The organism is Endozoicomonas numazuensis (assembly GCF_000722635.1).
In the GTDB taxonomy this organism is placed as follows: Bacteria; Pseudomonadota; Gammaproteobacteria; order Pseudomonadales; family Endozoicomonadaceae; genus Endozoicomonas_A; species Endozoicomonas_A numazuensis.
In genome coordinates, this window is the sequence record NZ_JOKH01000005.1 from 319,115 (window position 1) to 335,458 (window position 16,344).

9 protein-coding genes, 1 rRNA gene and 1 other annotated feature are annotated in these 16,344 nt (G+C 47.9%); of the genes, 3 read left to right on the top strand and 7 right to left on the bottom strand.

Features of this window, described 5'->3' with window-relative positions:
• Positions 1–24: 24 nt before the first annotated feature.
• Entirely contained in the window at positions 25–909 is an 885-nt protein-coding gene (locus GZ78_RS20380) for a GMC family oxidoreductase (RefSeq protein ID WP_269078784.1), read from the top strand.
• A gap of 40 nt (positions 910–949) precedes the next feature.
• On the opposite strand, the gene GZ78_RS20385 is transcribed toward GZ78_RS20380, so the two are convergent.
• The 4 genes from GZ78_RS20385 to rrf form a co-directional block, all read right to left on the bottom strand.
• On the bottom strand, positions 950–3,316 hold the full coding sequence (locus tag GZ78_RS20385) for a hypothetical protein (RefSeq protein ID WP_152558857.1): 2,367 nt from the start codon (positions 3,314–3,316) through the stop codon (positions 950–952).
• A 50-nt stretch (positions 3,317–3,366) separates the two neighbouring features.
• Entirely contained in the window at positions 3,367–5,385 is a 2,019-nt protein-coding gene (locus GZ78_RS20390) for a hypothetical protein (RefSeq protein WP_034840192.1), read from the bottom strand.
• A 325-nt stretch (positions 5,386–5,710) separates the two neighbouring features.
• Positions 5,711–6,544, bottom strand: a complete 834-nt coding sequence (locus GZ78_RS20400) for a hypothetical protein (protein ID WP_034840193.1) — start codon at positions 6,542–6,544, stop codon at positions 5,711–5,713.
• A 663-nt stretch (positions 6,545–7,207) separates the two neighbouring features.
• Positions 7,208–7,323 (bottom strand): 5S ribosomal RNA (gene rrf, locus GZ78_RS20410).
• Positions 7,324–7,553: 230 nt separating this feature from the next.
• Positions 7,554–10,996: a sequence feature (most likely nonfunctional fraction of RNA operon), on the bottom strand.
• Between the two features lie 719 nt (positions 10,997–11,715).
• Here rrf and GZ78_RS20420 point away from each other — a divergent pair.
• Together GZ78_RS20420 and GZ78_RS20425 are read left to right on the top strand one after the other, a co-directional pair.
• A complete protein-coding gene (locus GZ78_RS20420) occupies positions 11,716–12,285 on the top strand; it encodes a PhnA domain-containing protein (protein ID WP_034840196.1) in 570 nt (189 codons plus the stop codon).
• A 191-nt stretch (positions 12,286–12,476) separates the two neighbouring features.
• Positions 12,477–13,439, top strand: coding sequence for a hypothetical protein (locus GZ78_RS20425; protein ID WP_152558858.1), 963 nt, complete (start codon positions 12,477–12,479; stop codon positions 13,437–13,439).
• A gap of 91 nt (positions 13,440–13,530) precedes the next feature.
• Here GZ78_RS20425 and GZ78_RS20430 read toward each other — a convergent pair whose 3' ends face one another.
• Genes GZ78_RS20430 through atpG form a run of 3 tightly spaced genes read right to left on the bottom strand, consistent with a single transcriptional unit; the run spans position 13,531 to position 16,296 of the window.
• On the bottom strand, positions 13,531–13,956 hold the full coding sequence (locus tag GZ78_RS20430) for a F0F1 ATP synthase subunit epsilon (RefSeq protein WP_034840200.1): 426 nt from the start codon (positions 13,954–13,956) through the stop codon (positions 13,531–13,533).
• A gap of 60 nt (positions 13,957–14,016) precedes the next feature.
• Entirely contained in the window at positions 14,017–15,393 is a 1,377-nt protein-coding gene (gene atpD, locus GZ78_RS20435; RefSeq protein WP_034840201.1) for a F0F1 ATP synthase subunit beta, read from the bottom strand.
• Between the two features lie 42 nt (positions 15,394–15,435).
• Positions 15,436–16,296 carry a F0F1 ATP synthase subunit gamma gene (atpG, locus tag GZ78_RS20440; RefSeq protein WP_034840202.1) on the bottom strand — a complete coding sequence of 287 codons (861 nt, stop codon included), beginning with the start codon at positions 16,294–16,296 and terminating at the stop codon, positions 15,436–15,438.
• Positions 16,297–16,344: the final 48 nt, after the last annotated feature.

Consider the following 16,344-nt stretch of genomic DNA (forward strand, 5'->3'; position numbering starts at 1 on the left):
ATCAGAGAATCACTGTTTCAATCAATATTTGAACGAGAAGTGATCTTAAGTGCGGGCTCTATTAACAGCCCCCAAATACTTCTGTTGTCGGGTATTGGTCCTGAGACAGTGCTGAAAAAAGCCGGTGTTTCAGTAAAGCATGCACTCAAGGGGGTGGGTCAGAACCTTCAGGATCACCTGACAGTCGATGTAGTAACAGACGTAGGAGCCATTGGAACCGCCAATGACAACCTGAAACCTCTGAACTTTATCCGTGAACTGTTCCGTTATGTCACTAAAAGGCAGGGATTTTTGTCCATGGCTGCGGCTCATAGCCTGGCCTTTGTAAAAAGCACACCAGATCAGCTTCGTCCTGATCTTCAGATTCACTTTGCCCCGGCTTCCGGAACAACCAATGCAAAAGGTCAGGTCGTGCCGTCGAAAACTGCAGCCATTACTTCGACGGCTTGCCAGCTCAGGCCGGAAAGTCGGGGCTCAGTGAATATTATCAATGGTGACCCGCTGAACCATCCTGAAATCAGAGCCAATTATCTGAGTACGGAGCATGATCGCAAAACCATGATTGAGGCCGTGAAATGGCAGCGGAAGATCTTCGCCCAGCAGCCAGTGGCTGAACATATCACAAGAGAAAGTCTGCCTGGCAGACATGTTCAGAGTGATGACGAGATTCTGGATTACATTCGCACTCATGCCATAAGTGTTTACCATCCGCTAGGCACCTGCAAAATGGGTCATGACTCTGAATCTGTGGTGACTCCTCGGCTGAGAGTGCAGGGCATTGATAAGTTGAGAGTGGCTGATGCTTCTATTATGCCAAGCCTGATATCAGGCAATACCAATGCGGCCTGTGTGATGATTGCTGAGCGTGCTGCTGAGTGGATATTGCAGGATGCCAGAAATGGAGATTAAAGGGGTTTAGTTTTCCCCTTTAATCTCGACAAGAAAACATTTACTGAACGAATTTAATCGTAAAATCCCTGATCACTTCATTCAGAAAATACTGAAGATAACTGCTATTCAAACTGTCCCTATGCTTCTTGAGAAAGGCAATAGAGTGATCGCCGCCTTCCTTATCCATAGTGAGCGGTAAATAATCCGTAGCCTGCTCACGTTGCTTGATATGGTTGAATATCAGCCTCAGTCTGGCGATGTCGGCTTCATCTTCACCCAAGCCTTGAATAAAGACTTCCTGGTCAATTTCGCTGCCTTGGCTCAGCGCATCAATAGAAGACAAAAGTTGTTTGATAGCCTGTGACGGCTCTATCCCGGTTTCAATCATCTGGGTGATCAGTTCATTCGAGCTGTACTGGTCTATCAGACTTTGGGTAAATGTCTGAATCCAGACCGGGTTAGCCTCCAGGCTCACAATGCTCTCGGCGATCTCGCTGGGGTTACTGGAACGATAGAAGGCTTTGATTTCTTCCCTTTCAGCAAGACTGAGCAGGGTTCGCTTCAAATAAGGTTGATGCTCAACCGTTTCCTGAAAAGGCAGCTTGCCCATGGAAATCGTGCTGAACATACTGTGGTCGCCCGTTGAGCCAACAATGCTGTTGGCAAAGAACGTCAGAGCTTCCAGTTGCTGTTGGGGCAGCGGATATGGATTAATAATCGTGATCGTACGACCCTTCTTTTGATCATTATCGTAGACGAAGTCCTGCCAGCCATTATCTGTGCTCCAAAGTTTCACAGTGGCAATATTGGCTTGTTTCAGCCCCTGAACCATTTCACTGTTCTGCAAATCGTCTGTAGAAATAGGCATTACGAAGGTCAGTTTGGCCTCAGAGCGAGCCAATCCAATGGACTGAATAAAGGATAATTGCCCTGGCAATCGCTTCATGTAGCCCAGGTAGTAATCAGACTTCTCAGCAATTGCGTGAATCGCTTCAGACTGGATCGCTTTGCCAGTCAGGGCTTCCAGTAAGTCCGGACTGACTGTTAGCAAGTCATTGAGCCAGGATGATGGACTTTCATGTCGGCTGTACAAGGGTTTTTCAGCCAGTGATTTATCGTGAATAAAGCCTATGTCATACAAGCCAAAGCCAAATCTGGGTACATATTCGCATACAGTAAAGTGCGTTGTTGGGCTACAGGTGTTGTGACGAGTCATTACTGACAAGAGTGCTTCGTCGGTGTACTGTGCCTGAATCAGTTCAGGGTCATCTTCTCTCTTCTTCAAAAACTCTGTGAGCACCTGAAGCATGCTTGAGGTGTAGAGGTCTGTTTTCTTGGGCTCTCCCTGTATCTGCTCTTCATATAAAATCAGTTCTTCCAGGCTGACATTGGCAAAGTCCAACCGGTTGGCTCGTCGGCAGGTATCACTGTTGCAGGACATCAAACGATCCGGATCGTTTATAATTTCCCCAATATAAAAGCCATTGTTGTTAATCAGCCACGGGTCTGAATCGAAGATATCTGGAGGCGCTGCCAGAAACAGGGTAAAGCCGCTGTTATCGATGATTTTTTTAACTTCTGAGATATTCGAGTAGGTAGGACTGTGCAGAACTGACTCCTCTGCCTCGGCTATAGAGGAGCTGAATGAATCTGTTTGATTCAGATAGCAGGTGCCATTGTAGGAAGCAGCTTCGTCATCATCTTGCTCGTCTGAAACCGTACCTTCCGAGTTTGTATTTAACAAGATGTCTTGCTGAGCTTCATTGATGCCAGCGTGAATCTCAAAGATTTCTGAACTCTCGGAAGTGCTTGAGTAAGAGACACTTCCCAGTGTTAATTCTTCTTGATTGCATAAGGTTGTTTCCTCATCACCCTCCAGGTCTGCAACGGTTTCAGTCAAATTATCATCTGAAAAGTCGTATTCATAATTAATAGTGGGTCGAATGGCCCAGTGGCGCTGATAATCGCCCTGGAAAATTTCGGTTAACTTGGCAATGTCATCCTCATAAACCTCGGCCATAACGTCTACCTTCAGTGCCGGGTCATAATCTTGCACAAGCTGGGAAACCTTGTGAATGTAGGAGTAATCGCCCAGACCGTCGGGCAGTTTATTGGTGAATAATAAAGCATGATGTTGGTTGGATACTCTGCTGTGCAGCGGTAAATTAGCGAGCATCAGCTTGAAGGTTTCGGCTTGCAGTGGGTTCCTGAAATGCTTGCCCAGCAACATGACCGGGGTTTGCTGTGGACGTTGAGGCAAATCCTTTGAACAGAAGCGATCTGTGGGCAAATGTGTTCCTACTATTTTGAGAAACTCATACTTATCCATCGAGTCGCCGAACATGACTTCTGTAGCAATGACAGAGACCGTCATAAACGCGCTGCACAAACAAATGAGTAAGGCTTTTGCTGATAGAGTTTTCATGGCATACATCCTTGTAATGACCTGTTTTCCTTTAGAACCTGACCTGGTATTCAGAGTTCCCTGTCAATCACTGTTTGGGGAAGACCGACCAGAGCATCAGCCATTGTTTCGAGTGTCTGATGCATGATATTTTGCAGAACCGGGTTGTTGATTTGTTCTGCCAGCTTTTTCAACAGCTCCAGCTGGCTTTTGCGTTCAGATAAGTTGTCGCTTAAGTGGTCGGCTTGCTCGTGCCAGTTCAGGTCATGCTCAATGATGACTCTGGTGGCAATAACATCCAGATACGATGGGGTCAGCCCTTTGATCTGGTTCAGAGCACCAGCCAAGCCCAGTTGGTTGCATAAACTGTCAAACTCTTTGAGGGCCTGGGTTGCTGGAGTGGTAGAGCCTGTCAGGCTTTGCACCATCAGCTGGAACAGACCTGACGAATCCAGCTTATCGACCAATGCTTTGTTAAATTCGAACACTCTTTCTGGCTGTTCCCGCAGAGTGCGAGCCGCTTTTCCCTGCCTTTGTGGAGCGAGCGCTTGATAGTAGTCCTGAATAAGAGGTGTCCCTTCAGCCTGTTTTGCCAAGTCATCAGTAATGCGGCTGTGGAACCAGATTAACTCTTGGTTAACCAGCTTGTTCATTTGCAGAGCCTGGAAAAGACTGCTGTTGCCGGTTGTTCCCACCAGAACATCCGAGAAATACATCAAGGCAAGGCTGTTCTCATGAGCCAGTGGGTAAGGGCTCAAAATATCGATACTGACGCCGGGTGTTGTAGAGGATAAATGGATGAGTGTAAAATCGTCGGAATCCTTGTCCCAGAAGCAAACTCTACTGATTCCGGCTTTTAGCAGAGACTCCTTTACCAGAGGATCCGTCAGTGCATCATAAGACAGAGGCATAACAAACTTGAGGCCTTCCGCTGAATCTACCGAGTGTATTGCCGCATGGATCAGATTTAGCTTCGCAGTAATGTCATGCTGGTACGCAAAGAAATATTGCCCTGGCTGTTCAAAGAAAGCCTTTTGTTTTTCAGTGTCGTCAGTATGAGTCAAACGCTGGAGAAACTTCGGGTTGATGGATTGAACCAGCTGCTCGGCTATGGCTGTTAACCCCTTAGCCAGCAGTTTATCGACAGCAGGGTCGCGGTAGATGCCAACGTTGTTATCACTGAAACCAAATCTCAGGGAGTTAAAGGTGCAGTCTTTGAACAGCGAGTTAACACTGCAAGAATTTTCAGCCCTCAGTTCTCTCAGGATGGCTGAACCATCATCACTGTCAGAATACTCAAGCTCCTGGCTTAGGTAAGACTGAAGTTCATTGATAGGTGTCTGATCACCATAGCCGGTGTTCCAATAATCCCAGTCCCCAATAAAGTCAAAGCGACTAAGCTCGAGCAAGCTGCTGCTGTAGGTATCCAGCTTGTTGCGGTGATCGATCATCTTTTGTCGCTGGTCCTCAAGAGAGACCTTGAGTTTGGTAATGCTACTGAAGTCCAGACCATCCGAGTCAAAGTGCAAGGTACAGGGTAGATAAAAGACCTTTTCGGGAGAGACTGCCTGAGCCTCCACGTAAAAATCCATTAGATCCGAGCTGGAAATAAAAAAGGAGAAGCGGCTTTTCTCAACCAGATTTAACAGGTTGTTCTTGAGCCCACTCACGCCCTCGTCATCAAAAATCGAATTGTCTGATGTATCGATCCAGAGGTAATCCTCACCCAACTGGTCAGCAAAGACCTGCACAGCCTTATTTTTAGTCTCCTTATCACTGAAAAACGCAATCTTGATTGAATCGAGTCCCAGCTGGTGTTTAATGATTTGCTTCAGTTTGACCAGGTAGGTTATATCACCAAGGCCAAAAGGTGCTGATGTTACAAGCAGTATATCGCCAGACTCATTGATCGGGGCTGTATTGAGAGATTGCATGGCCAGAAACAGGCTGTAGGCTGCTTGTTGACCCGGTGTATGGAGTAACTCGTCCACATCGGCGACACTGGCTGGTGGGCAGAACAGGGTCATACTGAAAGTGGCAGCCATAAACAGCTGCCTGAAAGAACAGGACTGGAACATATTCAGAGTCATAGTACTTCCTTTTACTATCTGACGAGGTCATTAATACTACTACTTGGACATTAAGTCAGCGGATGAGTTCCTCATCCAGTAAAAGGAAAATAGGGGTCTGAGCCCTGATGATCAGGCCTTAGGAGCCTGTTCGGACTTATGCTTTTGTCTTAAGTCCAACAGGCTTCTTGGTTAATACTGAGACTCAGGCAGGTGGACGACCAGACCGTGCATTTCTTCTGTCACGGTCATTTGGCAGCTTAAACGGCTGGTCTCTTTTGGATTATTGACGATTTCCAGCATTTCACTCTCTCAGGCTCATTTTGGGATTAGAAAATACTGCTATTTACCAGATTGAGTTCGGATAACAGTAACCGTTTCTGGGGTGTTTACCTTCTACAGGCCTGCTCAGGACAGTCTGATCATAATAGTCCCAGGTTCGGCACTCTCCACACCTCAATACCCCGTTGCAGTTTTTGATCTCTGCCGAACAATTCTGGATAGAGCTCAAGGAGGCTGCCACCTTGTTCCTGCCTTTTTTAATATCAGTACTGCTCCAGCCACAAGGGGTTTTATCACAACGGCAACTCAGCTTTGTTCCTTTGAGTAATTTACAGTTTCTGCAGGATGAACCCAGCTCATGAAATGAAAGAAAGCTATCCAAGGAGCAGAACAAAAGACCTCCGGAGTACAATACCTTGTCTGACTCCTCACAGCTTTCCAATGGCAGCGTTGCTTTATAGCTTGAATCCCAGAACCAACCATCGATCTTGCAGCTACATTCCAGAATCCCATCCTCAATCGAGCAGGGTTCACAGTAATTTCGATAACTGCCTAATGGAAGGCCATCAGCAGGATCTATGGAATCTGAAAACTCCTCTTCCAGATCATCTTCAACGACAGGATCATCAGGAATAAAGCTCAAATCCGTCTCGCAATGCAAAATACCTTTTTTTACCGATACGATATTAAGACTGCATAAAGAAAGATCCAAAGAACGCTTGTAGAACTTTTTATCCGGTGCCTCACAGGAACAGATCAGACGATTATCTTCAAGACGACACTCTTTACAATTTTTTTGATAATCCCCTTTAGGCCAGCCCGATTGATAAAAAGGAACTTCAAGCATCGCCCAGCTGAAAGAAGGAAGAATCAAGAGCAGAAGTATTAAGTGACGCATGATCGGTCCCTGATCATTTTTTAGTATTACAACATCCTGTATTTATTCAGTGTAAGTCAATTTTTAACGACGTCAGTATCCAACTCTCTTAACTTTGAATTTGATGAAGAGTCAGTTCTGATCAAGCTGGAAAGCTGGAAAGCTGGAAAGCTGGAAAGCTGGAAAGCTGGAAAGCTGGAAAGGCAATTTTTGTTGGTCGTGTTTTTTTGTCCAGTTTTTCTTTTATTCTTTTTTCTGGCTCCCATTTGCCTGCGTGGAAACCTATGTCATTTCGCAGAATGATGGGTATGGGTTCCCACGCTGGAGCATGGGAGCCAGAGATGCCATTTGAACCTCGTTCCTACGCTCCAGCGTGGGAATGCATACGCTACAAAAATCAGACTTTGCAGTATGATAGATGGGTACGGGTTCCCACGCTGGAGCATGGGAACCAGAGACCCCCAAGCTGTGTGACATAAACCTCGTTCCTACGCTCCAGCGTGGGAATGCATACGCTACAAAAATCAGACTTTGCAGCATGATAGATGGGGTTGGGTTCCCACGCTGGAGCATGGGAACCAGAGAAACTCACGTTAAAGTACGTAAGCATCAGGGTATTTTTATAATCTGCAGACGCAAAAAAAAGCCCGACCAGTTTCCTGATCGGGCTTTATCTTATTCAATGCCTGGCGATGACCTACTCTCACATGGGGAAACCCCACACTACCATCGGCGATGTATCGTTTCACTACTGAGTTCGGGATGGGATCAGGTGGTTCCAATACTCTATGGTCACCAGGCAAAACTGGTTTGAACCGAAGGTTCAAAAGCTGTAAGGCTTTAAAGCTGTAAGGCTTTAAAGCTGTAAGGCTGTAAAGTTCGCTTTGAACTCGATTCTGGAATCCTGTACTTAATCAGCTGTTTTCTTGCTGTACACTCTTTATGTATGGCTTGTCTTAAAACCTTAAAGCTTTACAGCCTTAAAACTTTAAAACCCGCAGCTTCGCTGCATAAATCGCTTTGGCGTTATATGGTCAAGCCTCTCGAGTCATTAGTACTGGTTAGCTCAACGCCTCACAACGCTTACACACCCAGCCTATCAACGTCGTAGTCTTCAACGTCTCTTATGGAGCCTCAGGGCTCAGGGAAGTCTCATCTTGAAGGGGGCTTCCCGCTTAGATGCTTTCAGCGGTTATCCCGTCCGAACGTAGCTACCGGGCAATGCGTCTGGCGACACAACCCGAACACCAGTGGTTCGTCCACTCCGGTCCTCTCGTACTAGGAGCAGCTCTCCTCAAACTTCCAACGTCCACGGCAGATAGGGACCGAACTGTCTCACGACGTTCTAAACCCAGCTCGCGTACCACTTTAAATGGCGAACAGCCATACCCTTGGGACCGGCTTCAGCCCCAGGATGTGATGAGCCGACATCGAGGTGCCAAACACCGCCGTCGATGTGAACTCTTGGGCGGTATCAGCCTGTTATCCCCGGAGTACCTTTTATCCGTTGAGCGATGGCCCTTCCATTCAGAACCACCGGATCACTATGACCTACTTTCGTACCTGCTCGACATGTACGTCTCGCAGTCAAGCTGGCTTGTACCATTACACTAACCGCACGATGTCCGACCGTGCTTAGCCAACCTTCGTGCTCCTCCGTTACTCTTTGGGAGGAGACCGCCCCAGTCAAACTACCCACCACACAATGTCCTCGATCCCGATCAGGGACCTGAGTTAGAACCTCAATATTGCCAGGGTGGTATTTCAAGGTTGGCTCCATGCAAACTAGCGTTCACACTTCAAAGCCTCCCACCTATCCTACACAAGCAACATCAAGATCCACTGTGAAGCTGTAGTAAAGGTTCACGGGGTCTTTCCGTCTAGCCGCGGATACACTGCATCTTAACAGCGATTTCAATTTCACTGAGTCTTGGGTGGAGACAGCGTGGCCATCGTTACGCCATTCGTGCAGGTCGGAACTTACCCGACAAGGAATTTCGCTACCTTAGGACCGTTATAGTTACGGCCGCCGTTTACCGGGGCTTCGATCAAGAGCTTCTCCGAAGATAACCCCATCAATTAACCTTCCGGCACCGGGCAGGCGTCACACCGTATACGTCCACTTACGTGTTAGCACAGTGCTGTGTTTTTAATAAACAGTCGCAGCCACCTGGTATCTTCGACCGCCATCAGCTTACGGAGCATTAGCCCATAAAGAGCTGTCCGATCACCAATAGCGGCGCACCTTCTCCCGAAGTTACGGTGCCATTTTGCCTAGTTCCTTCACCCAAGTTCTCTCAAGCGCCTTGGTATTCTCTACCTGACCACCTGTGTCGGTTTCGGGTACGGTCCCTTTTGACCTGAAGCTTAGAAGTTTTTCCTGGAAGCATGGCATCAACCACTTCCTGACCGTAGTCAGTTCGTCATCAGTTCTCGGCATTCTCTTTGAAAGAGGGAACCGGATTTACCTGATTCCCTTGCCTACCACCTTAAACCCGGATAACCATCACCGGGCTGGCCTAGCCTTCTCCGTCACTCCATCGCAGTCAAAAGGGGTACAGGAATATTAACCTGTTTCCCATCGATTACGTCTTTCGACCTCACCTTAGGGGCCGACTCACCCTGCGCCGATTAGCGTTGCGCAGGAACCCTTGGTCTTCCGGCGAGGGAGGATCTCACTCCCTTTATCGTTACTCATGTCAGCATTCGCACTTCTGATACCTCCAGCCCACCTCCCAGTTGACCTTCAACGGCTTACAGAACGCTCCTCTACCGCTCAACACAAAGTGTTGAACCCGTAGCTTCGGTGAATAGTTTGAGCCCCGTTACATCTTCCGCGCGAGCCGACTCGACCAGTGAGCTATTACGCTTTCTTTAAAGGGTGGCTGCTTCTAAGCCAACCTCCTGGCTGTCTGGGCCTTCTCACATCGTTTCCCACTTAACTATTACTTTGGGACCTTAGCTGACGGTCTGGGTTGTTTCCCTTTCCACGACGGACGTTAGCACCCGCCGTGTGTCTCCCGTGATTGCACTCATTGGTATTCGGAGTTTGCATGGGGTTGGTAAGTCGGGATGACCCCCTAGCCCAAACAGTGCTCTACCCCCAATGGTGAGACACGAGGCGCTACCTAAATAGCTTTCGAGGAGAACCAGCTATCTCCGGGCTTGATTAGCCTTTCACTCCTATCCACAAGTCATCCCCTGGCTTTTCAACGACAGTGGGTTCGGTCCTCCAATCAGTGTTACCTGATCTTCAACCTGCTCATGGATAGATCGCCCGGTTTCGGGTCTATTCACTGCGACTCTTTGTCTCGTTAAAGACTTTACGCCCTATTAAGACTCGCTTTCGCTACGGCTTCCCTATTCGGTTAACCTTGCCACAGAAAATAAGTCGCTGACCCATTATACAAAAGGTACGCAGTCACAGAACATTCTCTTAAAAGAGAGTTTCTGCTCCCACTGCTTGTACGTACACGGTTTCAGGATCTATTTCACTCCCCTCAACGGGGTTCTTTTCGCCTTTCCCTCACGGTACTGGTTCACTATCGGTCAGTCAGGAGTATTTAGCCTTGGAGGATGGTCCCCCCTTGTCCGAAGACGGTTCAGTCAAGATTTCTCGTGTCCCGACCTACTCGATTTCACACTAAACGGGTTTTCGTGTACGGGGCTATCACCCACTATGGCGGCACTTTCCAGAGCCTTCCACTAACGCCGTAAATTGCTTAAGGGCTAATCCCCGTTCGCTCGCCGCTACTAGGGGAATCTCAATTGATTTCTTTTCCTCCGGGTACTTAGATGTTTCAGTTCCCCGGGTTCGCCTCCTAAACCCTATGTATTCAGGTAAAGGATACTCACTTGTGTGAGTGGGTTTCCCCATTCGGACATTCCTGGATCAGGGCCTGTTTATCGGCTCCCCAAGACTTTTCGCAGATTACCACGTCCTTCATCGCCTCTGACTGCCAAGGCATCCACCGTGTACGCTTAGTCACTTGACCATATAACCCAAANTGCACGGTATTAACGTACAACCTTTCCTCCTCGCTGAAAGTGCTTTACAACCCTAGAGCCTTCTTCACACACGCGGCATGGCTGCATCAGGCTTTCGCCCATTGTGCAATATTCCCCACTGCTGCCTCCCGTAGGAGTCTGGGCCGTGTCTCAGTCCCAGTGTGGCTGATCATCCTCTCAGATCAGCTACGGATCGTCGCCTTGGTAGGCCTTTACCCCACCAACAAGCTAATCCGACGCAGGCTCATCCAGTAGCGCAAGGTCCGAAGATCCCCTGCTTTCCCCCTTAGGGCGTATGCGGTATTAATCCGGATTTCTCCGGGCTATCCCCCACTACTGGGCAGATTCCTACGTGTTACGCACCCGTCCGCCGCTCGTCAGCAACTAGCAAGCTAGTTCTGTTACCGCTCGACTTGCATGTGTTAGGCCTGCCGCCAGCGTTCAATCTGAGCCATGATCAAACTCTTCAGTTTAAATCGTGTTGTTTAGCCGAAGCCAAACTGCTCAATCTTACAATTAAACGTCACATTTATTTAACTCTCTGTGAGAGAGCTGAATTAACGAGTATGTTCACTTGCTTGATCAGCATTTTAAATCATTCAAAAGCGCTCTCTATTGAGAACAACTTTTGTTGACTGATGCCATTCGCACAAGCGCCCACACGAATTGTCTGATAATTTGTTAAAGAACTGGATTAGAACCGGAAGGTTTTAATCGGCTGAATCAGCACTCGCTCAATGTGAGTCGCCGTTCAGCGAGGCGCTCATCTTACCGTGGCGCCGGTCGTTGTCAAGCGATCATTTCATGGAAGGGAAATAAAGGTCTTGAAAACATCGCTGAACATTCTATCCAGAAGATAAAAACCTCGTTCAGCGAGATGTGCATAACTGCACTCACCAGGACATCTGCTAACAACTGCAATATACTGCTCTTGCAATAACAACCTGGCTACCGAGCCGGTACATCTCTACCCCGATCGATGGACATAGGTTACTCCTACCCCCCCCTTCCAGAAATATCGGATAACACCTATTTTCGTGCGACAGATACCTTGAAGACCTTGCTACTCACGGTCTTCAGGAAATATAGAAGTCTGCTGTGATAATTTTCTGGAATTAGTCACCCTATATAAAAGGGGGCATAATCTCTGACCACTTCCTTCCTTGTTAAACCAGTACTTATATATGTCGATTGAAAACACTCTGCATCAACGCAGTAACTCCAAGTGCGAGCTCTGCTCTTCTAATGATGAGCTATCCATTTACGCCGTTCCAGATTCACCAGAATCTTCTGCTGTAAGCCATGTATTAGTCTGCAGAACCTGCCTCAGTCAGATTAACCAGCCTGAAAATATCGATACCAAGCATTGGCGTTGTCTGAATGACAGCATGTGGAGCCAGGTTCCTGCTGTTCAGGTGATGGCATGGCGCATACTCAATCAGCTTGCATCTGAACCCTGGGCCCAGGATCTACTGGATATGATGTATCTGGAAGATGATATTAAGACATGGGCAGAGGCGGGCGTTTCCGATGAAGAAGATTCAACTCCAACATTGGATAGTAATGGCACCCGTCTGGAAGCTGGGGATACTGTAACCTTGATCAAAGATCTGGATGTTAAAGGAGCAGGGTTCACAGCCAAACGTGGAACGACTGTCAAAAACATATCTTTGACCAACAACCCAGAGCATATAGAAGGCAGAGTCAACGGTGTAAGAATTGTTCTGGTTAGCAAGTTCCTTAAGAAATCCTGATTGACCAATGACAGCTATAGCTCTGCATGGGCTATAGCTTGACTATTATTAATACCATCATCACAAGGTATGTGACTATGGCCGGGGGCGTCACGACAGGTGGATTTCCAACAAACTATTCATTGGGTCGAAAGAGCCCATCAGAAATAAGGTGAAGAGTTTAGAAAAAACAGAAGGGAAAAAAGATCGCAATGGATAGAATGAACCCAAAGGATGAAAGAGCCATTGGCTATAAACAAAGCTCACCTCCCCCTCAACGTAAAAAGCCTCACAAGCTACAAGGGAGAGGCCTGGAATCTATTCAGGAAGATGTTGAACTTAAAGTCAGCCAAGAGCAGTCCACAACACAGCCACGTTTGGGGAGCCCATCTCCTAAACCCCGAAGAGCCAAAAAAGTAGAGACAAGACAGTTTCTTAATCCTGAGAAAGGTCGCATTCTACTGAGGCACAGAAGCCTTGGTGAAGTCATAGCATTGCTGACACCTGTTCCTCTGCCAGAAAGAGGCTACGTTGAGTCAGAAGTTATTGACGATCGAAGAGAAGCCATGTTCACAGTACTCTCTATGGCATCCAGTATTCAGATACTTCAGCAGAAAGGAAAAAGCAGTAAAGTTAAAAGTACACAATTGCTGTCCAAGGCTGAAATACAGAATTTAGTAGCAAAACTTTTCGATAAACGTTCAGATGCAAAAGAAATGAAACAAGACCTGCATTTACACAAAGTCCCTGATCGTTTGTTCAAAGATATCAGCCATAATCTTGCCCACTGCGACAGCCCTGAAATGCTTTCTGTGCTGATAGCTACTGCCATTCAGTTACTTAAAAAACAACTGCCACCAACTGATGCTAATCATGAAGTCCTGGCTTATATCTTTCTGTATCTATGCGTCATTACGGGCCAGAACCCTGAGACTATTGATGTATCTCAACCACTGGATGATGAAGATTTCATGAAAAGCATCATACCCCAAATCTACAATCGCGATCAGAGTCCTCCTAAAGGTGCTCACCCCATGCTGACACAACATCTAAATAACGCAAAAGAAGTGTTAACAACTAAAAAAACTGATTTGAGTGGCACTATGCCTTTATCCGAAGCAAATGAGTGGTTAACAGACGAAAATATTGAAGACGATCCGTCAGATTGGGATTAAGACTTACAAATGAAGTTCTGTTGGAAGCAGCTTCCCTTGAGACATAAAAAAACCCGGAATAATCCGGGTTTTTTTATAAGACGCAAGTTGCTTATTTACCAAGCTTCTTACGAATAGCCTGCAGAGTACGCAACTGGGCAGCGGCTTCCGCCAACTGCGTTGCTGCACGGGAGTAATCAAACTCACCGCTCTGGTTGGTCAGTTCCTGTTCAGCCAGTTTCTTGGCTTCTTCAGCAGCTAGCTCATCCATATCGTCTGCACGCAGGGCCGTGTCAGCCAATACCTTTACCTGGTTAGGCTGAACTTCCAGAAATCCACCCGAGATATAAAACACCTCTTCCTCACCACCTTGGGTGATCAGGCGGATTGGGCCTGGATTCAGATCCGTCAGCAGAGGCGCGTGGCCAGGTGCAATACCCAGGTCACCCAGAGAGCCGGTAGCAATAATCATTTCTACCAGCCCGGAGAAAATCTCCTCCTCGGCGCTAACGATATCACAGTGAACTGTGATCGCCATTTGTGTCACCTCCTTTCAGGAGAGACGCCCTGCTTTATATAAAGCAGAACGCCCCGGGCATTACATGGACTTGGCTTTCTCGATGGCTTCATCGATGCCACCTACCATGTAGAACGCCTGCTCTGGCATGTGATCGTATTCACCTGCCAGAATTCCCTTGAAGGCACCGATGGTGTCTTTCAGGGAAACGTATTTACCAGGCGCGCCGGTGAATACTTCCGCTACGAAGAACGGCTGAGACAGGAAACGTTCGATCTTACGCGCACGAGTTACGGTTTGCTTGTCTGTTTCAGACAGTTCGTCCATACCCAGAATCGCGATAATGTCTTTCAATTCCTTGTAACGCTGCAATACCGTCTGCACACCACGAGCTACGTCGTAATGATCCTGACCAATTACCAGTGGATCCAGCTGACGAGAGGTGGAGTCCAGAGGGTCAATCGCAGGGTAAATACCCTTGGAAGCGATATCACGGCTCAGTACTACGGTAGCATCCAAGTGAGAGAACGTGGTTGCAGGAGAAGGGTCAGTCAAGTCATCCGCTGGTACGTATACCGCCTGGATAGAAGTGATGGAACCTTTCTTGGTGGAGGTGATACGCTCCTGCAGAACGCCCATCTCTTCAGCCAGAGTCGGCTGGTAACCTACTGCAGATGGCATACGACCCAGCAGAGCAGATACTTCAGTACCCGCCAGGGTGTAACGATAGATGTTGTCGATGAACAACAGTACATCACGACCTTCGTCACGGAACTGCTCAGCCATAGTCAGACCCGTCAGCGCTACACGCAGACGGTTTCCTGGTGGCTCATTCATTTGGCCGTAAACCAGAGATACTTTGTCGATTACGTTGGAATCGGTCATCTCGTGGTAGAAGTCGTTACCCTCACGAGTACGCTCCCCTACACCCGCAAACACAGAAAAACCGGAGTGCTCGATCGCGATGTTACGGATCAGCTCCATCATGTTTACGGTTTTACCTACACCCGCACCACCAAACAGACCGACCTTACCACCTTTTGCAAAGGGGCAAACCAGATCGATTACCTTGATGCCGGTTTCCAGCAGCTCGTTAGAAGCAGACTGCTCAGCATAAGAAGGTGGCTTACGGTGGATAGATGCACGCTCTTCTTCACCGATGGGACCCTTTTCATCAATAGGGTTACCCAGAACGTCCATAATACGACCCAAAGTCTTGGTACCTACTGGTACCTGAATGGGCTCGTTGGTGTTGCTAACTGCCAGACCACGGGATACACCTTCAGTGGAACCCATGGCGATAGTACGAACGATACCGTCACCCAGCTGCTGCTGAACTTCCAGTACCAGTTCTTTGCCTTCGACGTTCAAAGCGTCGTAGACTCTGGGAACACTCTCCCTGGGGAATTCGACGTCAACGACGGCGCCGATGATTTGTAAGATACGACCGCTACTCATAGCCTTTCCTCTACCCTTTAATCTTTTATACAGCCGCCCTATTCATACCGCTGCAGCGCCACTGACGATTTCGGACAGTTCCTGTGTGATTGCTGCCTGACGGGCCTTGTTGTATACCAACTGAAGCTCATCGATCAGGTTGCCGGCGTTATCGGTTGCATTCTTCATTGCAATCATTCGCGCGGCTTGCTCACAGGCGTTATTCTCAACTACTGCCTGGAATACCTGGGATTCGATATACCTGACCAACAGGCCATCCAGCAACTGCTTGGCGTCAGGTTCGTAAATGTAGTCCCAGGGTCTTTTCAGTGACTCATCTTCATCTGGAACCAGAGGCAACAACTGCAATACCTCAGGGGACTGGGTCATGGTGTTGACGAAGCGGTTATGAACAACGTACAAGCGGTCAATTTCACCGTTTTCGTACTTGTCCAGCATCACCTTTACACCACCGATCAGATCAGCAATGTTAGGCGAGTCACCAATATGGGTTGTGGCTGCCACGACGTTCCCGCCGTAACTACGGAAAAATCCAACTGCTTTGCTGCCGATCAGGCAAAGATCTATCTCAGCATCCTGATCTTTCCATTGAGTCATGCTTTCAATGGTTTTTTTGAACAGGTTGATGTTCAGACCTCCACAGAGGCCCCGATCCGTGGAAACGATGATAAAACCGACTCGCTTCACCTCACGTTCTGACATGAAGGTGTGCTTGTACTCGGCATTGGCATGAGCAACGTGCCCCACTACCTGGCGAATACGTTCAGCATAAGGACGGCTGGTTTCTCTCCGTTCCTGAGCTTTGCGCATTTTACTCGCCGCCACCATCTCCATGGCGCTGGTGATCTTCTGCGTACCTTTAATGGACGATATCTGCGTCCGGATCTCTTTTGCGCCTGCCATTGTGTTTCCTCAGCTACCGGTGACGGCTACCGAGGCAGGCAGCCGTCA